This is a genomic window from Phycicoccus elongatus Lp2, from assembly GCF_000367525.1.
GTDB lineage: Bacteria > Actinomycetota > Actinomycetes > Actinomycetales > Dermatophilaceae > Phycicoccus_A > Phycicoccus_A elongatus.
Map to the genome: position 1 here is coordinate 409,651 of NZ_HF570956.1, position 20,407 is coordinate 430,057.

General features: G+C 69.5%; 18 protein-coding genes and 1 pseudogene. 12 read left to right on the plus strand and 7 right to left on the minus strand.

The features are described 5' to 3' along the window. Both BN10_RS17110 and BN10_RS01950 read left to right on the plus strand, forming a co-directional pair. A pseudogene (locus tag BN10_RS17110) lies at nucleotides 1-1,124 on the plus strand (hypothetical protein); the annotation flags it as partial. After that, nucleotides 1,072-2,937, plus strand: coding sequence for a DEAD/DEAH box helicase (locus BN10_RS01950; protein WP_010849469.1), 1,866 nt, complete (start codon nucleotides 1,072-1,074; stop codon nucleotides 2,935-2,937). The pseudogene BN10_RS17110 and the gene BN10_RS01950, both read left to right, overlap by 53 nt. Here the strand turns inward: BN10_RS01950 and BN10_RS01955 are convergent. Together BN10_RS01955 and BN10_RS01960 are read right to left on the minus strand one after the other, a co-directional pair. After that, a complete protein-coding gene (locus BN10_RS01955; protein WP_198013986.1) occupies nucleotides 2,912-3,784 on the minus strand; it encodes an oxygenase MpaB family protein in 873 nt (290 codons plus the stop codon). The genes BN10_RS01950 and BN10_RS01955 overlap by 26 nt on opposite strands. Before the next feature lie 119 nt (nucleotides 3,785-3,903). Further along, a complete protein-coding gene (locus BN10_RS01960) occupies nucleotides 3,904-4,386 on the minus strand; it encodes an SRPBCC family protein (protein ID WP_040752288.1) in 483 nt (160 codons plus the stop codon). Between the two features lie 209 nt (nucleotides 4,387-4,595). Here BN10_RS01960 and BN10_RS01965 point away from each other — a divergent pair, with 209 nt between their 5' ends. After that, complete coding sequence (locus BN10_RS01965; RefSeq protein ID WP_010849472.1) at nucleotides 4,596-5,093, plus strand: GNAT family N-acetyltransferase; 498 nt, start codon at nucleotides 4,596-4,598, stop codon at nucleotides 5,091-5,093. A gap of 5 nt (nucleotides 5,094-5,098) precedes the next feature. Here BN10_RS01965 and BN10_RS01970 read toward each other — a convergent pair whose 3' ends face one another. Continuing rightward, on the minus strand, nucleotides 5,099-7,234 hold the full coding sequence (locus tag BN10_RS01970) for an NAD(+) synthase (protein ID WP_010849473.1): 2,136 nt from the start codon (nucleotides 7,232-7,234) through the stop codon (nucleotides 5,099-5,101). A 76-nt stretch (nucleotides 7,235-7,310) separates the two neighbouring features. After that, nucleotides 7,311-8,294, minus strand: a complete 984-nt coding sequence (locus BN10_RS01975; RefSeq protein WP_010849474.1) for an NADPH:quinone oxidoreductase family protein — start codon at nucleotides 8,292-8,294, stop codon at nucleotides 7,311-7,313. A gap of 78 nt (nucleotides 8,295-8,372) precedes the next feature. On the opposite strand from BN10_RS01975, the gene BN10_RS01980 reads away from it, so the two are divergent. The 5 genes from BN10_RS01980 to BN10_RS02000 all read left to right on the plus strand — a co-directional run bounded on the left by BN10_RS01980 (nucleotide 8,373) and on the right by BN10_RS02000 (nucleotide 13,669). Then, nucleotides 8,373-9,560 carry an MFS transporter gene (locus tag BN10_RS01980; RefSeq protein WP_010849475.1) on the plus strand — a complete coding sequence of 396 codons (1,188 nt, stop codon included), beginning with the start codon at nucleotides 8,373-8,375 and terminating at the stop codon, nucleotides 9,558-9,560. 178 nt (nucleotides 9,561-9,738) lie between these two features. Continuing rightward, complete coding sequence (locus BN10_RS01985; RefSeq protein ID WP_010849476.1) at nucleotides 9,739-10,548, plus strand: crotonase/enoyl-CoA hydratase family protein; 810 nt, start codon at nucleotides 9,739-9,741, stop codon at nucleotides 10,546-10,548. A gap of 151 nt (nucleotides 10,549-10,699) precedes the next feature. Continuing rightward, nucleotides 10,700-11,152 carry a nucleotidyltransferase domain-containing protein gene (locus BN10_RS01990; protein ID WP_233354239.1) on the plus strand — a complete coding sequence of 151 codons (453 nt, stop codon included), beginning with the start codon at nucleotides 10,700-10,702 and terminating at the stop codon, nucleotides 11,150-11,152. Then, the gene (locus BN10_RS01995; protein WP_010849478.1) at nucleotides 11,149-11,523 is read left to right on the plus strand and encodes a HepT-like ribonuclease domain-containing protein; all 375 of its coding nucleotides are present in this window, start codon (nucleotides 11,149-11,151) and stop codon (nucleotides 11,521-11,523) included. Before BN10_RS01990 ends, BN10_RS01995 begins: the two co-directional genes overlap by 4 nt. Before the next feature lie 4 nt (nucleotides 11,524-11,527). Continuing rightward, entirely contained in the window at nucleotides 11,528-13,669 is a 2,142-nt protein-coding gene (locus BN10_RS02000; RefSeq protein WP_010849479.1) for a molybdopterin-dependent oxidoreductase, read from the plus strand. Between the two features lie 43 nt (nucleotides 13,670-13,712). Here BN10_RS02000 and BN10_RS02005 read toward each other — a convergent pair whose 3' ends face one another. Further along, nucleotides 13,713-14,309 carry a TetR/AcrR family transcriptional regulator gene (locus BN10_RS02005; RefSeq protein WP_010849480.1) on the minus strand — a complete coding sequence of 199 codons (597 nt, stop codon included), beginning with the start codon at nucleotides 14,307-14,309 and terminating at the stop codon, nucleotides 13,713-13,715. Between the two features lie 43 nt (nucleotides 14,310-14,352). On the opposite strand from BN10_RS02005, the gene BN10_RS02010 reads away from it, so the two are divergent. From BN10_RS02010 to BN10_RS02025, 4 genes are read left to right on the plus strand one after another with little or no spacing between them, the layout of a single operon-like run. Beyond that, on the plus strand, nucleotides 14,353-15,633 hold the full coding sequence (locus tag BN10_RS02010; RefSeq protein WP_010849481.1) for an acyl-CoA dehydrogenase family protein: 1,281 nt from the start codon (nucleotides 14,353-14,355) through the stop codon (nucleotides 15,631-15,633). Next, nucleotides 15,630-16,415: an SDR family NAD(P)-dependent oxidoreductase gene (locus BN10_RS02015; RefSeq protein ID WP_010849482.1), complete on the plus strand. Its 786-nt coding sequence runs from the start codon at nucleotides 15,630-15,632 to the stop codon at nucleotides 16,413-16,415. The genes BN10_RS02010 and BN10_RS02015 overlap by 4 nt, the downstream gene beginning before the upstream one ends. After that, complete coding sequence (locus BN10_RS02020) at nucleotides 16,412-17,482, plus strand: phosphotransferase family protein (RefSeq protein ID WP_010849483.1); 1,071 nt, start codon at nucleotides 16,412-16,414, stop codon at nucleotides 17,480-17,482. The genes BN10_RS02015 and BN10_RS02020 overlap by 4 nt, the downstream gene beginning before the upstream one ends. After that, nucleotides 17,479-18,162: a histidine phosphatase family protein gene (locus tag BN10_RS02025; RefSeq protein WP_010849484.1), complete on the plus strand. Its 684-nt coding sequence runs from the start codon at nucleotides 17,479-17,481 to the stop codon at nucleotides 18,160-18,162. Before BN10_RS02020 ends, BN10_RS02025 begins: the two co-directional genes overlap by 4 nt. Nucleotides 18,163-18,213: 51 nt before the next feature. Here BN10_RS02025 and BN10_RS02030 read toward each other — a convergent pair whose 3' ends face one another. Both BN10_RS02030 and BN10_RS02035 read right to left on the minus strand, forming a co-directional pair. Continuing rightward, complete coding sequence (locus BN10_RS02030) at nucleotides 18,214-18,654, minus strand: pyridoxamine 5'-phosphate oxidase family protein (RefSeq protein WP_010849485.1); 441 nt, start codon at nucleotides 18,652-18,654, stop codon at nucleotides 18,214-18,216. A 378-nt stretch (nucleotides 18,655-19,032) separates the two neighbouring features. Beyond that, nucleotides 19,033-20,304 (minus strand): saccharopine dehydrogenase family protein, encoded by a 1,272-nt coding sequence (locus BN10_RS02035; RefSeq protein ID WP_010849486.1) that lies wholly within the window; start codon nucleotides 20,302-20,304, stop codon nucleotides 19,033-19,035. Nucleotides 20,305-20,407: the final 103 nt, after the last annotated feature.

Below are 20,407 nucleotides of genomic sequence, written 5' to 3' on the forward strand. Positions count from 1 at the left end.
GATCTTGGGAGTCGGTCCTCGCGCCGATGCTCGACGGGCCCAGGGCGACCGACGGTGAGCACCTGCCGCTCGGAGGGCACCCGCTCGGGCTGGTCGTCGACCTCGTCACGCGGCCCGGACCGCCACCGGCCCGGCTCCCGGAGCGCCGCGTCGTCCTCCAGGCCACCCGCCAGCTCATCGGTGGGCAGTGGGCCAAGCGCCTGCCCTGGAACGAGATCGGTGACGCCCTGCGCCACCCGGCAGTTCCCGCCCAGCGTGAGGCCCTGGTGGCCCTGCATCGGCTCGGCTCCGCCCACCTGCCGGTCTACTCCCAGCTCTCCCTCACCGAGCTCCGGCTCGACCAGCTCGGCGGCGACGGGTGGGCGATCCTCCATCGAGCGGTGCGCGCCGGCGTCGAGCTCGTCGGTCCCCGAGGCTCCGGCCTCGAGGTCACCCTCGAGCCCGACGACGCCCAAATCGCCCTGGTCATCACCGGCGAGGACGACCTCTCCGTCACCGTCGACCTCGGCGACGATGTCTTCCCCGAGCGGGCCGAGCGCGGGCTCATCGGCGCACCGGCGCACGGACTGTGGGCGATGTGGACCGAGGGTGCCACCCGACGCCTCGCCCTGCGCGGTTTCGACCGCCCCCTGCCCGACACCCTCCGCTCCGTGGCCCTCGACCACGTCCCGCTCCACGTGCCGGCCGCGGATGCCGAGCGCTTCCGGCGACTCTTCCTGCCCCGCCTCGGGGGCGCCATCCGGATCCGTTCCGGCGACGGCAACGTCGACTCGCTGCGCGATGCGACCCCGGTGCTCGTCGTCGACGTCCGCACCAATGCCACCAACGGCCTCGACCTCGACCTCGCCCTCGCCTACGACCTCGGTGGCGACGTCCTCGTCCGGCTCGACGATCCCGCTGCCGGCACCCTGCGCGACGAAGCCGCCGAGCGCAGGCTCCTCGCCGCCCTCGACCTGCTCGACGCCCTCCCCGGAAGCCGGCAACGCGGCATGCAGAACGAGCACTGGTGGCTGGCCAAGGTCCGCCACTGCCTGTCGGCGGGCGGTCGAGTCCGCGCGCTTCGCGCTCGACGTGCTTCCCGACCTCGAGACCCATCCGCAGGTGCGGGTCCTCATCCACGGTGAGCTCCCGGCATACCAAGAGGTGACGGAAGCCCCGACGATCGAGATCGGGGCCGACGACGGCGACAACGACTGGCTGGACCTGCGGATCACCGTGCGCGTCGACGACCAGGAGGTGCCCTTCGAGCCGCTGTTCCAAGCCCTCGTGCGCGGCGACGAGGCGATGGTGCTCGACTCGGGCACGTGGTTCCGGCTCGACCACCCCGACCTGATCCGGCTGCGCGACCTCATCGGGGAGGCGCGCGAGCTCGACGACCGGCCACCGCGCGACGGGGCGCGACTCAACCGCTTCCAGGTCTCGCTCTGGGACGAGTTGGCCGACCTCGGTGAGCTGAGCGGTGGTGCCGCCTGGCAGGAGCGGGTCGAGGCCCTCGCCTCGCTCGACCTCGCCGACCGGCCGATCCCGATCGGGCTCAAGGCGACCCTGCGGCCCTACCAGGTGAGCGGTTTCCAGTGGCTGGCGACCCTGTGGGAGGCGCGTCTGGGGGGCGTGCTCGCCGACGACATGGGCCTGGGCAAGACCCTGCAGGCCCTCGCGCTCGTGCTGCACGCCAAGGATCGTGGCGAGCTCGGCCAGCCCTTCCTCGTCGTCGCGCCGACGTCGGTGCTGGAGACCTGGCGGGGTGAGGCCGAGCGTTTCGCGCCGGACCTGCGCGTGGTGCTGTTGGGGGAGACCGAGCGCCGGCGTGGGGTGGCGATCAGCGAGTCGGTGGCGGGCGCGGAGCTCGTCGTCACCTCGTATGCCGTGGCGCGGATCGACGACGTCGCCATCGCCTCGGTGCCGTGGGCGGGTGTCGTGCTCGACGAGGCACAGTTCGTCAAGAACCCTCGCTCCAAGGGACACGCGGCGATCCGGCGCCTGCGGGCGCCCTTCGTCCTGGCGGTCACCGGCACGCCACTCGAGAACTCACTCATGGACCTCTGGTCACTCCTGGCGCTGGCCGCACCGGGTCTCTATCCGCGGGCCGACGCCTTCTCGGCGGTCTATCGCCGGCCGATCGAGTCCGGCCGCGAGCCCGAGCTGCTCGACCGGCTTCGCACCCGCATCCGGCCGCTCATGCTGCGTCGCACCAAGTCCGAGGTGGCCGCCGACCTGCCGGAGAAGCAGGTGCAGGTGCTCGACATCGCCATGAACCCGCAGCACGAGCGCATCTACTCACGCCAGCTCCAGCGCGAGCGCCAGCGCGTGCTCGGCCTGCTCGACGACCCCGAGGCGAACCGGATCGCGATCCTCTCCTCGCTCACCCGGCTGCGGCAGCTCTCGCTCGACCCGGCGCTCGTCGACGACGAGCACGCCGAGGTCGGCTCGGCCAAGATCGACGCCCTCGTCGAGCACCTCACCGAGCTCCGTCGGGAGGGGCACCGGGCGCTGGTCTTCAGCCAGTTCACCCGCTTCCTGCGGCGGGTCGAGGCGCGCCTCGATCGCGAGGGCATCCCCACGGCCTACCTCGACGGCACGACGACCAACCGCCCGGACGTCATCCGCGGCTGGCGCACGGGCGACCAGACCGCCTTCCTCATCTCGCTCAAGGCCGGTGGTTTCGGCCTGACCCTCACCGAGGCGAGCTATGTCTTCGTCCTCGACCCCTGGTGGAACCCTGCCGCCGAGGCGCAGGCGATAGACCGCACGCACCGGATCGGTCAAACGAGCAAGGTCATGGTCTATCGGCTGATCTCCGGCGGCACCATCGAGGAGAAGGTCCTGGCCCTACAGGAGCGCAAGCGCGACCTCTTCGAGCAGGTCGTCGACGACGGTGGCGCACTGTCCGGTGCGATCACGGCCGAGGACATCAAGGCGCTGCTGCGCGAGGACTGAACGGCGCGTCGCTGCGGGTTAGCTCGGCCTGCCAGTGCGGCTCGTGCGCCGGATGTGCCATCGCCGCGCGCAGTCCCTTGACCGCGAGGTGTCCCGCCGTTGCTCCGGCTTTCAGTCGCGCCCCCGAAGCGTTGCGGCCCAGCATCTCTCGCGTCCACGCTGGGACGGTGGCGACAGCGGCCGCCGACAACGCGGCATACGTCCAGCGCTCGGGACCCCTCAGCGGTGGGTCGTCGAGGAGGAAGCTCGCGGTCTCCCGGGCGTCGCTCGTCCCCTCCAGCTCCGGACCGTATGCCGCGAGCGCACCCTCCAGCGCGGCCACCGTCCGCGGCGGGTCGGGCACCCCCAAGCGTGCACCGATCTCGGCCATGCTCGACACATAGGCGTCGGCGTCGCTGGGGGACAACGGTTTCGGACCGAAGCGCTGGTAGCAGGCGAGGAAGGCCCAGGTCTCGGCAACGTGGACCCAGGTGAGCAGGTGGGGGTCGCTCGCGGCATACGAACGGCCGTCGGGAGCGGTGCCGACGACGCGTTTGTGGACGGCGTTGACGATGCGCACCTGCCGTTCGGCGTCGGGGACCGGCGCATAGGTGGTGATGGCGACGTGGTCAGCGGTGATGTGGAGGCGCCGCCACGGGTCGTCGCGGAAGGAGCTGTGCCCCATGACGCCGGCCATCGCCAGTGGGTGGAGGGATTGCACGAGGAGGGCAGCGATACCACCGACGAAGATCGAGGCGTCAGAGTGGGCCCACCAGATCGGGTCGTCCGGAGTGAACCAGCGCTCGCCCGGCGCCCGCCAGATCCGGTCCTCGCGCTCCTGCTGGCTCGCCGCGTCACCGCCGGACACGCGGTCCTTGAGGGTGCGCCGGATGTGCGCTGCGAGTGGGTCGAGCAGACGGTCGCGTGTCAGCAGATGGTGGGTGTTTGCCCGTGGGACCCACCCTCTGTTGACACTCGACTGTCTGTTCACCGGACGGCGAGTGGCCGCGGGTAGCCGCGCAGGACGGCCCGCTCGAGGATGCCCAGGGTCGCCTTGAGGGCTTTGGCGTCGATGACCGGGAAGATCGGCTTCCACTTCTCGTCGATCATCGACCAGTCGCAGTAGCTCTCGACCTCGGTGCCGCCCTCGACCGCCCGCAGCCGGTAGCCGTAGCGGTGGCCGATGTCGAATCGCGGGCTCTCGATCCGCCATTCGATCTGCGTGTCCGGCCGGTATGCCGTGATGCGCACCGTGACGTCGTAGCGGCCCAGGTCGTAGTCGCCGAGCGCCTCGCGGTCCATATGGACGAGGAAGCCGTCGCCCTCCTGCTCGACCCGCTCGCCCTCGGCGGACTGGAGCATGCCGCTGGAGTCGATGGCGACGTGCCCGTCGGGGTCGCGCAGGACGGCCAGGACCCGGTCTGCGGGCGCCGGGATGACGCGGCTGGCGGAGATGCGTTCGTCGGACATGCCGTCCATTCAACTCGACCGGGGCGGCCGAGGTGCTGGTCGGGTGGTCGGGTCGGTCGGATTGTCGGGTCGTCGGATCGTCGTCCGATCGGGAGCGTCGTGCGGTGAGTGCCGCCGGACGCTTGCCGTTTGCTCGGTCAGGGCGAGCAAACCGCGAGCACGTGGCACCGCCGGGTCTGGGCCGGAGACCTTTGGGGAAGGATCAGGCCATGGAGACCCGTATCCGCCCGGCCGAGCCAACCGACATCCCCGCACTGCTGGCCTTCGTCCGTGAGCTCGCCGAGTACGAACGGGCCGTGGAGGAGGCGACCGCGACGCCGGAGCAGTTCGCGGCGGTGCTCTTTCCCACCGATGGTGCGCCCACGGCATACGGGCATGTCGCGGAGGTGCGGGTCGCGGGAGGGGAGTGGGAGGCGGCTGGGATGGCCCTGTGGTTCCTGTCCTTCTCGACCTGGACCGGTACCAACGGGATCTGGCTCGAGGACCTCTATGTCCGGGAGCAGTGGCGCGGCCTCGGGCTCGGTCAGGCGCTGCTCCAGGCGCTCGCGGAGATCTGTGTCGACCGCGGCTACCACCGACTCGAGTGGTGGGTGCTGGACTGGAACGAGCCGTCGATCGGTTTCTATCGCTCGATCGGTGCCGAGGCGATGGACGAGTGGACCCGCTTCCGACTCGACGGTCGGGCGCTGGAGTCCCTCGGACAGTAGGTGATTCAGTCCCCGGGGACCCCTCCGTCGAGCTCGTCGAGCCACGCCTTGGCGCTCGCGTCCGAGGGCATCCGCCAGTCGCCACGCGGCGACATCGTCCCGCCGCTCACGACCTTGGGGCCGTTGGGCAGGGCCGAGCGCTTGAACTGGTTGGCGAAGAAGCGCTTGAAGAAGACCTGCTCCCACCGCTTGATCGTCGCCAGGTCGTATGCCGTGTGGTCGGCCTCCGGGTAACCCGCCGGCCACTCGCCGGAGGACTCGTCCTGCCAGGCGTGCAGAGCCAGGAAGGCGATCTTGCTCGGCCGGTACCCGCGTCGCAGCACGTGGAAGAGGGTGAAGTCGTGCAGGGCGTAGGGGCCGATCGAGTCCTCGGTGGACTGCATCTTCTCGCCCGGCTTGGCAGGGATGAGCTCGGGGGAGATCTCCTGGGTGAGGATCGCGGTGAGCACGTCGTTGACGCCGCCCTTGGCATCGGCTGCCTCCAGCTGTCCCGATGAGACGACCCAGCGGATCAGGTGCTGCATGAGGGTCTTGGGGACGCCGGCGTTGACGCCGTAGTGCGACATCTGGTCGCCGACGCCATAGGTGCACCAGCCGAGCGCCAGCTCGGACAGGTCGCCGGTCCCAAGGACGATGCCGCCGCGCTGGTTGGCGGCGCGGAAGAGGAAGTCGGTGCGCAGGCCGGCCTGGACGTTCTCGAAGGTGACGTCGTAGACCTCCGCGCCCTCGCCGGCGGGGTGGCCCAGGTCCTTGAGCATCTGAGCTGCGGCCGGGCGGATGTCGAGTTCCTCCCACGTGATCGCCAGGGACTCCATGAGGGTGATCGCGTTGGACTTGGTGCCCTTGCTCGTCGCGAAGCCGGGCATCGTGAAGCCGAGGATGTGGGTGCGCGGCAGGCCGAGGCGGTCGCACGCCTTGGCAGCGACGATGAGCGCGTGGGTGGAGTCGAGGCCGCCGGAGACGCCGATGACGATCTTGGGCGCGCGCTGCGGGTCGAGGGGTTTGCCCGCCGAGCCGCCGGCGATGGCGCGCAGCCGCTGCTCGAGGCCGCTGACCTGGATGTTGTAGGCCTCGTAGCAGTCGAGGGCGAGCCGCGCCTCGTCGTCGGGCACGAAGGGGAAGCGGTCGAGCGGGCGACGCAGGCCGAGGTCTCCGCCGGCGGGCTGAAGGTCGAACTCGACGACCCGGAAGAGCTCACCATCTTCGGTGCCGATCAATTCGCTGCGTCGGTTGTCGTCGAACGATCCCTGACGAATTCGTTCCTGCCGCAACCGATCCAGGTCGATGTCGACAACTGTGGAGGCTGCCCCCTCCGGGAAGCGCGCGCTCTGGCCGAGCAGATCTCCCATCTCGTAGGCCATTGTCATGCCGTCCCACGAGAGGTCGGTGGTGGACTCCCCGGCCGACGCCGCGGCATACAGGTAGGCGGCATTGCAGCGGGAGGAGGCCGAGCGCGCGAGCAGGTGGCGATCCTCGGCGCGGGCGACGGTGATGGGGGAGGCCGAGAGGTTGAGCAGGACGTGGGCGCCGGCGAGGGCGGCGCGGGCGCTCGGGGGGATCGGCACCCACATGTCCTCGCAGACCTCGACGTGGATCGTCAGGTCGGGCAGGTCGGTGGCGCGGAAGATGAGGTCCGGGCCGAAGGGGACGTCCCCGTCCTCGTCGGCGCCGGGCCAGTGCGCGCGGGTGAGCATCGTGCCGCGGGCGTCGTCACCGGAGGCGAACCAGCGCTTCTCGTAGAACTCGCGGTAGTTGGGCAGGTTGACCTTGGGCACGACGCCGAGGACCTCGCCGCGGTGCAGGACGACGGCGCAGTTGTAGAGGCGGGCCCCGCTGCGGATCGGGGCGCCCACGACGACGACCGGGCGCAACTTGGTCGTTGCCTTTGCCAGGTTGACGACCGCGGCGTCGACGGCATCGAGGAGGACGTCCTGGAGGAGCAGGTCGTCGATGGCGTAGCCGGAGAGCGAGAGCTCTGGGAAGAGGGCGACGTCGACGCCGTCGTCATGGAGGGCCTGCACCTGCTCCGCGATCCGCGCCGCGTTGGTTGCCGGGTCCGCCATCGCCACCGGCACCGTGCACGCGGCGACGCGGGCGAAGCCATGGGTGTGGAGGTTGCGGAACTCGCGCACCGTGGTCATGACGCCCACCCTAGTTTCCGACAGTCGAGTGAGGAGAACATGCGGTATGCCGTGGCGCTGACACCGCGTGTTCTCCTCACTCGACGGTCTGGGTCCGGGGGAGGACGAGGACCTTGCCGGTGGCCCGACGCTCCTCGAGGAGGGCGATCGCCTCGGCAGTCTGCTCCAGGGTGAAGGTCTGTCCGATGACCGGCGTGAGGGCGCCGGCATTGAGCAGGGGGAGCAGGTCCTCCCATTGGCGGGCGAGGAATTCCGGGCGGCTCATCCAGTAGGCGCCCCACCCGACACCCACCACGCTGACGTTGTTGAGCAGGAGCCGGTTGACCTTGACCTCGGGGATCGACCCGGCCGTGAAGCCGATGACGAGCAGCCTCCCCAAGGTCGCCAGGGACCGCAGCGAGTCGGTGAAGCGGTCACCGCCGACCGGGTCGACGACGACATCGACACCCCGGCCGCCAGTGAGCTCCTTGACCCGGGAGAGGAAGCCGTCGGCGAGGATGGCCTCGTCGGCGCCCGCCTCCAGCGCGACGGCGGCCTTCGCGTCGTCGGACACCACGGCATACACGGTCGCGCCGAGAGCCTTGGCGAGTTGGACGGCGGCCGTCCCGATCCCGCCGGCCGCCCCATGGACGAGGACGCTCTCACCGGCTCGGAGCCCTCCGCGGGTGACGAGCGCGAAGTGCACGGTGAAGTAGTTCATCGGCAGCGCCGCGCCGGCCTCGAAGCCCACCGAGTCCGGCAGGGCGAAGGTCAACACATCGGCGCAGGCGACCTGCTCGGCGAACCCACCGAGGAAGGGGAAGGCCGCGACCCGGTCGCCCACGGCATACCGACTGCGGGGGCCGACGGCACTGACGACCCCGGCGACCTCGCACCCCGGAGTGAAGGGTGGGTCGGGCTTCATCTGGTACTCCCCGCGCGAGAGCAGCACATCAGGGAAGCACACTCCTGCGGCGCGGACGTCGATGACGACACCGTCCTCGGGAGGGGCAGGTGCGTCGAGGTCCTCGGCGGTGATCGAGGACGGTCCGGTGAGTTCGGTGATCCGGGCAGCGCGCATGAGACCTGAGCCTAGATCGGTGTGCGCCCAGCAGGTGTTCCGGCGGAATATCCGCGAGGGTCGCCCGTTGGACCCTTGGTGACCACGCCCAAGCACTCCAGCCTCGCCACGATTGCTCTCATCCTGGGTGGCGTGGCGATCGGCATCACCGAGTTCGTCACGATGGGCTTGCTCCCGCAGATCGCCGGCGGCGTGCGAGTGGACATCCCGACCGCCGGTCACGCCATCAGTGCGTATGCCGTGGGCGTCGTCATCGGTGCACCCGTCCTCGCCGCATGGGGTGCATCCAAACCACGCAAGGGCCTGCTGCTGGGGTTGGTCGTCGCGATCATCGTCGGCAACGTCCTGTCCGCCCTTGCCCCCGGCTATGGCTCGCTCGTCGGAGCCCGTGTGCTCGCGGGCCTGCCGCACGGTGCCTACTTCGGGGTGGCGACGCTGGTAGCCATCGACTTGGCACCTGCCGGGCAGGCCGGTCGTGCCGTGGGCCGAGTGATGCTCGGCATCCCGATCGCAAACGTCGCCGGCGTGCCTCTGGTGACCTGGATGGGGCAGGCGATCGGGTGGCGCAGCGCCTATTGGTTCGTCGCCGTGGTGGCGCTGGGGGCGCTGGCGATGATCGCCGTCTTCGTGCCGCGGATCGTGCAGGCCGACGCGAACTCGGTGATGCAGGAGTTGCGCGCCTTCGGGTCGATGCAGGTGGCACTGACGTTCATCGCGGGGTCGATCGGCTTCGGCGGCATGTTCGCGATGTATTCGTACGTCGCGCCGCTCATCACCGAGGTTGCCGGGCAGCCCGAGCGGTTCGTGCCGGTGGCGCTCTTCGCCTTCGGCCTCGGCGGGATCGTCGGCAACACGATCGGTGGGCGGATGTCCGACTGGTCGGTGCTGCGAACCATCGTCATCGCGTCGGTGGGCATGTCGGTCGTGCTGGTGGTCCTGGCGCTGGTGGCGAAGTGGTTCGTCGCGGCGGTGCTCTTTGTCTTCATCGCCTCGCTGTTCGCCGCGATCCTCGCGGTCGGCGTCATGATGCGCCTCATCACGGTGGCGAACTCGGCCAAGACCTTGGGTGCGGCGAGCGCCCACGCCTCGCTCAACATCGCCAATGCGGTCGGTGCCTGGCTCGGCGGCATCGTCATCGCCCGCGGCCATGGGTATGCCGCGCCCAGCCTGGTCGGTGCCGTGTTGGCGTTGGGTGGGCTGGTCGTCTTCGGCCTGTCGATCCTGTTCCACAAGCGCGAACAGGTGGCGATGGACGTCACGTCCTGACCGGCTGGGCCCGCGGCTGCTGGTTCCTCGCTGCTCGTCCCGGCGCTGCTCGTCTGTCGCGGCTCGTCCCAACAAGCCTCGTCTGTCGCGGCTCGTCGCAGTAGATGTCGCGATCGCCGCACTTACTGCGACGTAGCAGGCGAGGTCACGGTGGATACTGGCGGGTAACCTGTCGGGCATGACCGAACTCGTCACCTGCACGATCCTCGAGCGCGGGGGCGCCCGCCTGGCCGATGTCCGCCTCAACCGTCCGGACAAGCTCAACTCGCTCACCCTCGACCTGCTCGAGCAGTTGCAGGCCGTGGCGGAGTCGCTGGCCGGTGACCTGACCCTGCGCGGGGTGTTGCTCTCCGGCGAGGGTCGCGCCTTCTGCGCGGGGCTGGATTTCGCGACAGTCATGGCCGAGCCGGAGCGCGTGAACGCGGTCTTTGCGCCCGATGCGGATCGCGGCACGAATCTGTTCCAGGAGGCACCGTGGGCCTGGCGGCGGCTTGCCGTGCCGGTCGTCGCTGCCGTGCACGGTCACTGCCTCGGGGGTGGCCTGCAGATCGCCCTCGCCGCCGACTACCGCTTCACGACCCCGGACGCCACGTGGTCGGTGTTGGAGGCCAAGTGGGGCCTCGTGCCCGACATGAGTGGAGTGCAGGCACTCTCGGAACTGGTCCGCATCGATGTCGCCAAGCGGCTGGCCATGACCGGCGAGATCTTCGACGGGACCCGGGCCGTCGCCCTCGGCGTCGCCAGTGAGCTCGCCGACGACCCGTATGCCGCGGGGCTGGCCCTGCTCGACGAGCTCGCCACCCGCTCCCCGGACGCGGTGGCCGCGAGCAAGCGGCTCTTCGACGAGACCTGGACGGCGGACGCCGCGCGCACCTTCGCGCGGGAGCGTGCCGAGCAGTCCGTGCTGCTGTCGGCAGCGAACACGGCCGTGACGCAGCATCGTTCGCTCGGTGGCGACGCGCGACCCTATGGACCTCGACTGCACTGATCGGACGCTCACGAACGCCACGTTGACTCAAGGGTCAATCGACGACGTGTAACTCGATCCGATGGATGAGGGTGTTTGGGCTCAGTCCCTCTGGACCGACCTGATCCTCCTCGCCCGCACAGGAGATATCAACGAGCGATATCATCAAGGCGTGGAGACCGTCCGGGCCCTGCGGGAGCGCGCTGGCATGAGTCAGCGTGACCTCGCCCGAGCGACCGGAATCGCGCAGCCCAATCTCGCGGCCTACGAAGCAGGTCGACGCCCGACGACCGACAAGATCCTGGAGCGGGTCAGGATCGCAACCAGCCGTCGGCCCTCGACCGTCCTCGCGGCTCGCCGAGACGACCTCCTCGCGCTGCTCGAACGGGAGGGGATCGTCGATGTCCGCGTCTTCGGCTCCGTCGCGAGAGGGACCGACCACGCCGAGTCGGATCTGGATCTGCTCGTGGAGTTCCCCCGGGGGACCTCCCTGCTGGACGTCGTCCGGCTGGAGCGGGAGGTCAGTGACCTCCTCGGCATCCCGGTCGACCTGGTCTCCATCGGCGCCCTGGAGGGCCGCTTCGGCGAGCGGGTCCGGCGCGAAATGGTGCCGGTGGCCTCGTGACAAGCCAAGTGCTGGTCGCCGAGCGATTGGCGGACCTGCTCGATTACTGCGACGAGGCGGCGATCCTGGTCGGCGCGGGTCGGGAAGCCTTCTTCGCCAGCGTGATCCACCGCCGTGCTGCGGAAGCGGTCCTCAACCGGATCGGGACGACAGTTTCCGCAGGCCTGCCTGAGGAGCTGCTCGTCCGACACCCCGAGGTGGACTGGGCTGCGTTGCGCGGCATGCGCAATCGGGTTGGCCATGAGCCTCGAGCCATGGACTGGGAGATCGTGTGGACGACGATCGAGCGTGACCTCCCTGCGTTGCGAAACCATGTGGCCGGGCACACGATCGACCCGGCGGCGTCACCTGAGCACGGTCGGAAGGACTGAACCCATGAACGACAGCGCGACCGATCCCGTCGAGCGGACGGCATACATCACCTGCGTGCTCTGCGAGGCGAGCTGTGGCCTCGAGGTCAAACTGCGCGACGAGCAGATCGAGTCGATCCGCGGCCACGAGGGTGACCCGCTGAGCCGCGGCCACATCTGCCCGAAAGCCATTGCGCTGCAGGACATCCATGCTGACCCTGATCGGCTGCGCAAGCCGGTGCGGCGCGCCGGCGACGACTGGGTCGAGATGGAGTGGGACGAGGCGATCAGCCTGGTCGCCACCAGGCTCGCGCAGGTCCAGGCCGAACACGGTCGCAATGGTGTCGGTGTCTACCTCGGGAATCCCAACGTCCACTCGCTCGGGGCATTGACCCACGGCATCAACCTCGTCCGCACCCTGGGCACGAAGAACACCTTCAGCGCCACGTCGGTCGACCAGTTGCCGCACCAACTCATGGCGTGGGCCCTCTACGGCCACCAGTTCCTCCTGCCGGTGCCCGACATCGACCGCACCGACCTGCTCGTGCTCTTCGGCCACAACCCGATGGCCAGCAACGGCTCGATCTGGACGGTTCCGGACTTCCCCGCCCGGCGTCGCGAACTCGCCTCTCGCGGAGGACGATTCGTCGTCGTGGATCCGCGTCGCACGGAGACGGCCAAGGTTGCCGACGAGCATCACTTCGTCCGACCCGGCACCGACGTCTGGGTGCTCTTGGCGATGTTGCGCGAGGTGCTGGCGCTGGGCGCCAGCCCCGCGGCATATGTCGACGGGGTGGAGGCGGTGCGGCGAGCGGTCGAGCCCTTCACCCCCGAGGTGGCCGAGTCCTTCTCCGGTATGCCGGCCGCCACGATCCGGGGGTTGGCGGCGGACCTGCACGGGGCGCGGGCGGCTGCGCTCCACGGCCGGATGGGGGTGTCGACCCAGGCCTATGGCGTGGTGTGCCAGTGGGCGATTCAATGCATCAACATCCTCACCGGCAACCTCGACCGACCCGGCGGGACCATGCTCACGTCACCGGCGATTGATCTCGTCGGGCACAAGATCGTCGCGGCCGGGCACTTCGGGGCGTGGCAGTCGCGGGCAAAGGGGTTGCCGGAGTTCGGATCCGAGCTTCCTGTGTCGACACTGGCCGACGAGATCCTGACCCCGGGGGAGGGGCAGATCCGAGGCTTGGTGTCGATCGCCGGCAACCCAGTGTCGTCGACGCCCGGTGGGCACCGGTTGGACGAGGCGCTGGGCGGGCTCGACTTCATGGTCGCCATCGACATCTATGTCAACGAGACGACCCGGCACGCGGACGTGATCCTGCCGCCGACCGGGCCGCTGGAGCGGGAGCACTACGACCTGATCTTCCACACTCTTGCCGTGCGCAACACGGCGCGCTGGTCGCCCGCGCTCTTCGAGAAGCCGGATGACGCCCGCCACGACTGGGAGGTCGCGCGCGATCTGGCGCTGGCCCTCATCCGGGCCCGCGGCGAGAAGCCGTCGGTCGTGGACCAAGGGCGATTCCGCGTGCCGCCGCGGATGATTGTCGACGGGCTCCTGCGGGTCGGACCGGTGCGCGGTGGGGTCAAGAAGGTCGCGAAGCGACCCGGCGGGATCGATCTCGGGCCGCTGGAGTCGGTGCTGCCTGACCGGCTGCAGACGCCGACGAAGCGGATCGACCTGGCGCACGACGTGCCGATGTCGGCCGTCGCCGAGCTGGCCGATCACCTGGACGTGGGTCCGATCCGGCTGGCGCCCGACGAGCTGCTGCTCATCGGTCGGCGCCACCAGCGCGACAACAACTCGTGGCTGCACAACGCGCCGCGCCTGACGAAGGGCCGAGCGCGCCACCAGTTGCTCGTCCACCCCGACGATCTCGCGAAGCGTGGGATCGTGGACGGTGACGAGGTGTCGGTGCGATCCGCGAGTGGGCAGATCGTCGTCGAATGCGCGGCCAGCGAGGACATGATGCGCGGCGTGGTGTCGCTGCCCCACGGCTATGGGCACGGTCGCAAAGCTGGTGTGCGGATGCGGCACGCGGTGACGCTGCCGGGTGCGTCCATCAACGACCTCACCGACCCCTCACGCACCGAGCAGGTCAGCGCCAACGGCGTCCTCAACGGTGTGCCCGTGACTTTGGCGCCCGGACCGCCCGCCTGATCCGACGGACCCACCGAACTCCTTGCGTCCGCGTCTTCCGTCGTTATGGCAACGGAACACGCGGACGCTGGGTGGGGGTTTCCTGCAGCGCTTCCAGGGCTCGAGTGCAGTGGGCCACCAGGGCCGTGACCTCCACATTCGAGGCGTCCGCTGAGGACTCGATGGCCCGGTCCTCGACGTAGGCGACCCAGGCGTGGACCACGGGTCGCGCCGCCGCGGCATACCCACAACGCTCGATGACGAGGTCGGCGAGGCGGGCGCGCAGGGTGGTCGCGAATTCCTCCTCGCCCTCCGGCGTCGGGATCGACACCGGCCCTTGACCGAAGACGAGGGCGACATAGAAGGCTCGCCGTCGCCGGATCTGCTCGATGAAGCGGCGCGTGACCTGCTCCAGCGCGACCTCGCCGGTTGCGCCATCGTCGGGTCGGGCGTTGCGCAGGAAGCGTCGTCCGGCCGCCGCGACGACGGCCTGGTGGTAGGCCGTCTTGGTCGGGAAGTAGTGGAAGAGCAGTCCGCGCGAGATGCCGGCCTCGGCGGCCACCGCGTCGATCGACACCTCCTGCACCGGCTTGTCGACGAACATCCGCAGCCCGATGCCGAGCAGTTGCCGACGACGTTCGTCGGGGGTGAGGCGCACCATAGTGCTATTGAGCATTGCTCAACAAGACGCTACCGTCAATCCCATGGACTTCGCCCACAGCTCCCGCGCCGCCGACCTTGCCGAGCGTGTCCGCACCTTCGTCGACACCGAGGTGCTGCCCGCCGAAGAGGTCATCACCGCCGACATCCTGGCCCGGCGCGCCCGCGGCGCGGACCCCTGGACGGTGCATCCGCTCATCGAGGAGTTGAAGACGAAGGCCCGGTCGGGTGGCCTGTGGAATCTCTTCCTCCCCGCCGGCCACGAGGGTGCGTATGCCGCGAAGTACGGCACCGATGGCGCGGCGGGTCTGACCAACCTCGACTACGCGCCAGTCGCCGAGGCGACCGGTCGCAGCTATCTCGCGCCGTTGGTGTTCAACTGCAACGCGCCGGACACAGGCAACATGGAAGTGCTGCTCAAGTACGGCTCGCAGGGGCAGAAGGATCAGTGGCTCGACCCCTTGCTGGACGGTCGCATCCGCAGTGTCTTCCTGATGACCGAGCCGGGCGTCGCTTCCTCGGACGCCACCAATATGGAGGCCACCGCGCGCCTGGACGGCGACGAGGTCGTCATCAACGGACGCAAGTGGTGGTCCACCGGCGCCGGCCACCCCGACGCCAAGGTCGGGATCTTCATGGGCCTGACCGACGAGTCGGCGCCCCGCCATCAACAGCACTCGATGGTCGCCGTCCCGCTCGACGCGCCCGGCGTGAAGGTCGAGCGGCTGCTGACCGCCATGGGCGTCTACGACGAACCGATCGGCCACGGCGAGGTGACGCTCACCGACGTGCGCCTCCCGGCCGAGGCGATCATCGCTGGGCCGGGGCGGGCCTTCGAGATCGCCCAGGGCCGACTCGGGCCGGGGCGAGTGCATCACTGCATGCGCCTCATCGGCCTGGCGGAGTACGCCCTGGAACTGGCCTGTGAGCGCTCGGTCCGTCGCGTCGCGTTCGGTAAGCCGATCGCCAACCTCGGCGGCAACCGGGAGCGTCTGGCGAAGGCACGGATCGCGATCAACCAGGCCCGATTGCACGTCCTGCACGCCGCGTGGAAGCTCGACACCTATGGCACGGCGGGCTCGCTCTCGGAGGTGTCCGAGATCAAGGCAGCAGTGCCCCAAATGGCTTGTGACGTCATCGATCTCGCCATCCAACTCCACGGTGGCGCCGGGATGGGTCCGGATTTCCCGCTCGCAACGGCCTATGCGGGCGCGCGCTCGCTCCGCCTCGCCGATGGGCCGGATGAGGTTCACCTCGGCGTCGTGGCAAGGCATCTGCTCAAGCCGTATGCCGCGGCCGCAGCGGCGGAGGCGGGTGCGCGATGAGGGCGCTGGTCACCGGCGGCGCCTCCGGTCTCGGCTTGGCGCTGACGAAAGCCCTTCTCGCACAGGGAGATCTCGTCGTCGTCGGTGACCTCGCGGAGAGCCGCCCCGAGAGCGTGCCGGGCGACGCGGCATACCTCACCTTGGACGTGCGCTCCGAGCGTGACTGGGAAGCCGCCCGGGACTGGGTGGACCGCGAGTGGGGCCGCCTCGACCTGCTGGTCAACAACGCCGGCATCGCGACCGGCGGCCGGATCGACGTCGAGACGACCGAGGACTGGCAGCGCGTCCTCGACATCAACCTGATGGGTGTCGTGCGCGGCTGTCGGACGTTCACGCCAATCTTCAAGCGGCAGAGGGACGGTCACATCGTCAACGTTGCCTCATTGGCCGGCTTCATCCACGGGCCGGGAATGTCGAGCTACAACGCGACGAAGGCCGCGGTCGTTGCCGTCTCGGAGACGCTCGGATTCGAGCTCGACCCTTGGGGGATCAAGGTCTCGGTCGTGTGCCCGTCGTTCTTCCGGACCAACCTGCACGAGAGCATGCGCGGCACCGACACGGCGATGGAATCGACCGCGATCGGCCTCATCACGCAGGCGCCGTTCACTGCGGCCGAGATCGCGACCGCGGTCCTCCATGGCATCGAGGCGGGTGACGCGGTCATCGTGCCCGACGACATCGCGGTCTCGATGGTCGCGATGAAGCGCACCGACCCCGAGGCGTATGCCGTGTGGGGCCGCGACGGCGCCGCGCGCCTGGCGCGTCGGGAGCTCGGCGGATGAGCGCCGACGCCGCTGCCGCAGTCCGCGAGGAAGATGCCTTTGAGGTCGCGGCCGTGACGGAATGGCTTCGGGAGAACGCAATTGATGCCTCTGGCATCGCAGACGAGCCGATCGTCAAGCAGTTCACCGGCGGCGCGTCCAACCTGACCTATCAACTCTCCTACCCCAGCGGTCGGAACCTGATCCTGCGCCGTCCGCCCTCGGGAACCAAGGCCAAGGGTGCTCACGACATGGGCCGCGAGTTCCGGATCCAACAAGCGCTGGCACCGGTCTTTCCTCTCGTGCCACGCATGGTCGGGCACTGCCTCGACGACGCGGTGATCGGCAGCGAGTTCTACGTCATGGAACGGATCGACGGCGTGATCCTGCGCAAGGACATCCCCGTGGGCATTGGCCTCGACGAGTCCGCGACGGTGGATCGTCTGTGCGACAACGCGATTCAGGCACTCGTCGACCTCCACGGGGTGGATCCCCATGCCTCAGGTTTGGCCGAGCTTGACCGGGGTCCGGGTTACGTCGAGCGTCAGGTCGGCGGTTGGATCGAGCGGTATCGCCGGGCCCGTACCGAGGACGTGGGGGACTTCGCCGAGGTCATGGCCTGGCTCGAGGCGCACCAGCCCGCTGAGCAGCCGCACGCGATGATCCACAACGACTACCGCTTCGACAACCTCGTTCTCGACCGTGAGGACCCCACTCGCATCGTCGGCGTCCTTGACTGGGAGCTCGCGACGGTCGGGGATCCCCTGATGGACGTTGGGTCGCTCATGGCCTACTGGTGTCAGGCCGACGATCCGCAGGACGTCCGCAACATCAGGCTCCAGCCCACCGATGCCCCGGGTATGTGGACGCGCGTCCAGGTGTGGGACGCCTATGCCGAACGGCGCGGGATCACCGTGCCCGAGCAGGACCGACGGTTCTACGAGCTCTTCGGGACGTTCCGGTTGGCCGGGATCGCCCAGCAGATCTACTACCGCGCCTTCCACGGCCAGACGACCAATCCCACGGCGCGCTTCATGGGTATCGTCGTGCACGTGCTCGATGCCCGCTGTCGGGAGTTGCTCGGATGAGCCGGATCTATGTGGTGCGCCACGGCGAGGCATCTTGGCACGCAGAGGACTACGACCAGCTCACTGACAAGGGCCACGCCCAGGCAAGGGCGGTGGGGGCCGAACTGGCGGCCCGCGGCATACGCCCCGATGTCGTGGTCTCGGGGACCCTGCGTCGGCACCGGGAGACCGCGGCAGGGCTGCTCGAGGGCGCCGGGTGGGACCACGCCGTGGCCGAGGACGACCGGTGGAACGAGCTCGACGCCGACGACATCGTGCGGGCGCATGCTCCGGAACACGCGACGATGACCGCTGCGCTGGCGCACTTCGCCGGGCGGGGAGCCGCCGGGGACTTCGACGCACTCTTCGGCGAGGCGATGGTGCGCTGGTTCGAGACAGGGTCGGGCTATCTGGAGTCCTATCGCGAGTTCACCCAGCGGGTGGAGGACGTGCTGGGAGCGCTCGTTTCAGGACTCGCGCCCCTGGGTCAGGCCGTCGTCGTCACCTCCGGCGGCGTCGGCAACAGCATCGCCTCCCAGGTCCTCGGCGGGGGCGCCGAGACGTGGATGCGAATCTTCGGCACCTTCCCCAACACAGGCATCATGCGGCTCTCCCACTCGGGTGAGCGGGGGCTGCGGTTGCTCTCGCTGGGCGAGATCTCGCACCTCGAACAACGGCCCGAGTTGCTCTCCGAGCGCTGACGTCCACCGAAGGCAGCTTCTGCGTGACGCAGAAGCTGGGGTCGGGACCGGTCAGACGTGGTCGTGCGGCGGGCGCAAGTGCGTCCACGGCCGCGTGAGCTCGAAGCGGCGACCGTTGATCTCGTCGACGTCGATGGCGATGACGTTGAATTTTGCGGTGTCGACCCACGGTCGCAGCGGCAACTGGTCCAGCGCGTCGAGTTCGTGTCTCTCGAGTTGCCGGGCGCGACCGCGCACGACGACGCTGTGCGCCTCCTCATCGCCGAACTCATCGATCTCGAAGGCCACGTCGTCGTTGATCGTCAGTCCGAGAAGCTTGCTGCCCTCGGCGGTCCGGAAGACGAGGCGGCGATCGGCGTCCACCGCATAGTTCAGCGGCACGATGTGCACCTCGTCGAGCAGGTGGAAGGCCAGCCGCCCGAACTCCTGCGCGTGCAGCAACTCCCAGCACTGCTCCGTCGTGAGGTTGCTGACCGGACTGTGCTCGCTCATGGCGACCCTCCTGCTGCGTTGTCCACCAGCCTAGTCCGGGCCCTCCCCCGATGCAGCCGGTCCCGTGCGTGATGCGCACTACCCTTCGCCTCATGGCAAATGAACCGTCGTCGGTCCGGGCAACACCGGCGCCGAGATCGCCGTGGACCTCGTCGAGGCAGGAGCTCGACGGGTGCGCCTGGCGATCCGCACGATGCCGCACATCGTCCAGCGGACGACCCTGGGCTGGCCTGCGCAGGCGACCGGCATGCTCGTGCGCCATCTGCCGGCATCCAGCCGGACGTGGTCGTGGTCGCCAGTGGCTATGTGCGTGCGCTTGAATCCCTGCTCGGCGAGCACGGCGTCCTCGGAGTCGCCGCGCGCTGAGGCGCCGGTCGGTCAGACGCGCACGCAGTCGAAGGTGAAGCCGTGGGCGCGCAACCGGTCGACGAGCGGCTGGCCGATCCCGGTGGCGGGCGTCAGGACGCCGGCAGCGTCCGGCAGCATGTCGCCGTCGAACGCGAGCGCGAGCGCGGACTGGCCGAGCATGATCGCCGTGCCCGAGTAGCCGGGGTCCTCGTCGGCCGCGACGGTCGTGCGATAGCGCGCGCCGGTCGTCGTGGTCGTCTCGATCTGCAGGACGAACCTGCCACCGGCCATCCGCTCTTCACTCGGGCCTTCGCCGGGCTTGGGCAGCACCCGGTCGAGCACCTGACGGGAGGGCCCGAAGGACATGCCGGTGAAGACGCCGCCGAGCACCGCCGTCGTCAGGCCGGCCTTCACGGCGCCGCCCGGGCCCCGCCCGGTGTCCATGACCTCGTCGTAGCGGAAGTCACGGCCATAGGACCAGTTGGTCAGGGCGTTGCTGCGGCGCACGATGCGGGTGTTGTAGGACGCCATGAAGAAGGGTGCGTTCCACCGGCCGGTCACCGGGTCGAGGTTGACCGGCACCTGGCGCGAGACCTTCTCGAGGACGTTGCGTGGAGCGGGGCGCCGATTGCGGTGCGAGGGCTCCTCGTCTCGCGACGGCGACAGGCCATAGGGGTCACCGGCCCGACGGCGGGCGGACGGGTCGGCCGAGGAGACGATGGCCTGTTGCCGCATCGAGTCGATCGTGCCGCCGCTGATGCCTCCGCGCAGGGTGCGCACGTGGAGCAGGGTCTCGCCGAGCGTCCCCTCGCCGTCTGCGGCGACCTGCTGCGCCGTCACCCAGACACCGAGGTCGGAGGGGATCGAGTCGAAGCCGCACGAGTTGACGATGCGTGCGCCGCTCTCGGCCGCTTCGTCCTGGTAGGCGTCGATCGCGTCCCGGACGAAGAGCACCTCACCGGTGAGGTCGCAGTAGTGGGTGCCGGCGGCGGCGCAGGCCGCGACGAGCGGCATACCGTATTTGGCGTAGGGGCCGACCGTCGTCGCGACGACCCGGGTCGCCGCGGCCAATTCGGCGACCTGGGCCTCGTCCGAGGCGTCGACGACCAGCAGCGGCCAGTCGGCAGCCTTGGAGTCCAGCCCCGAGCGCACCTTCTCGAGGCGCTCCAGGGACCGTCCGGCGAGAGCGATCCGGGCGCCATCAGGGGCGTTGCGGGCCAGGTGTCCGGCCGTCAATCGACCGACGAAGCCGGTCGCGCCGAAGAGGACGATGTCGTGCGTGCGTTCACCGGTGGACGTCATGGAGCCACTCTAAGGACTCCTTGCGTCCGCGCGCGCCGTGCCCATGGCGACCGAACGCGCGGACGCCAGGGCGGGGTCGGCGGTTGCGCGGCCGACGCGGAAG

Coding starts and splice junctions, on each gene's coding strand:
- BN10_RS01975 (WP_010849474.1), bottom strand. CDS start 8,294: ATGCGCGCTGCCCGGATCACCGAACTCACCGGACCGTCCTCGATCACC.
- BN10_RS02035 (WP_010849486.1), bottom strand. CDS start 20,304: ATGACGTCCACCGGTGAACGCACGCACGACATCGTCCTCTTCGGCGCG.
- BN10_RS01970 (WP_010849473.1), bottom strand. CDS start 7,234: ATGACCACGGTGCGCGAGTTCCGCAACCTCCACACCCATGGCTTCGCC.
- BN10_RS01960 (WP_040752288.1), bottom strand. CDS start 4,386: ATGTCCGACGAACGCATCTCCGCCAGCCGCGTCATCCCGGCGCCCGCA.
- BN10_RS02020 (WP_010849483.1), top strand. CDS start 16,412: ATGAGCGCCGACGCCGCTGCCGCAGTCCGCGAGGAAGATGCCTTTGAG.
- BN10_RS02025 (WP_010849484.1), top strand. CDS start 17,479: ATGAGCCGGATCTATGTGGTGCGCCACGGCGAGGCATCTTGGCACGCA.
- BN10_RS02000 (WP_010849479.1), top strand. CDS start 11,528: ATGAACGACAGCGCGACCGATCCCGTCGAGCGGACGGCATACATCACC.
- BN10_RS02005 (WP_010849480.1), bottom strand. CDS start 14,309: ATGGTGCGCCTCACCCCCGACGAACGTCGTCGGCAACTGCTCGGCATC.
- BN10_RS01965 (WP_010849472.1), top strand. CDS start 4,596: ATGGAGACCCGTATCCGCCCGGCCGAGCCAACCGACATCCCCGCACTG.
- BN10_RS02015 (WP_010849482.1), top strand. CDS start 15,630: ATGAGGGCGCTGGTCACCGGCGGCGCCTCCGGTCTCGGCTTGGCGCTG.
- BN10_RS02010 (WP_010849481.1), top strand. CDS start 14,353: ATGGACTTCGCCCACAGCTCCCGCGCCGCCGACCTTGCCGAGCGTGTC.
- BN10_RS01985 (WP_010849476.1), top strand. CDS start 9,739: ATGACCGAACTCGTCACCTGCACGATCCTCGAGCGCGGGGGCGCCCGC.
- BN10_RS02030 (WP_010849485.1), bottom strand. CDS start 18,654: ATGAGCGAGCACAGTCCGGTCAGCAACCTCACGACGGAGCAGTGCTGG.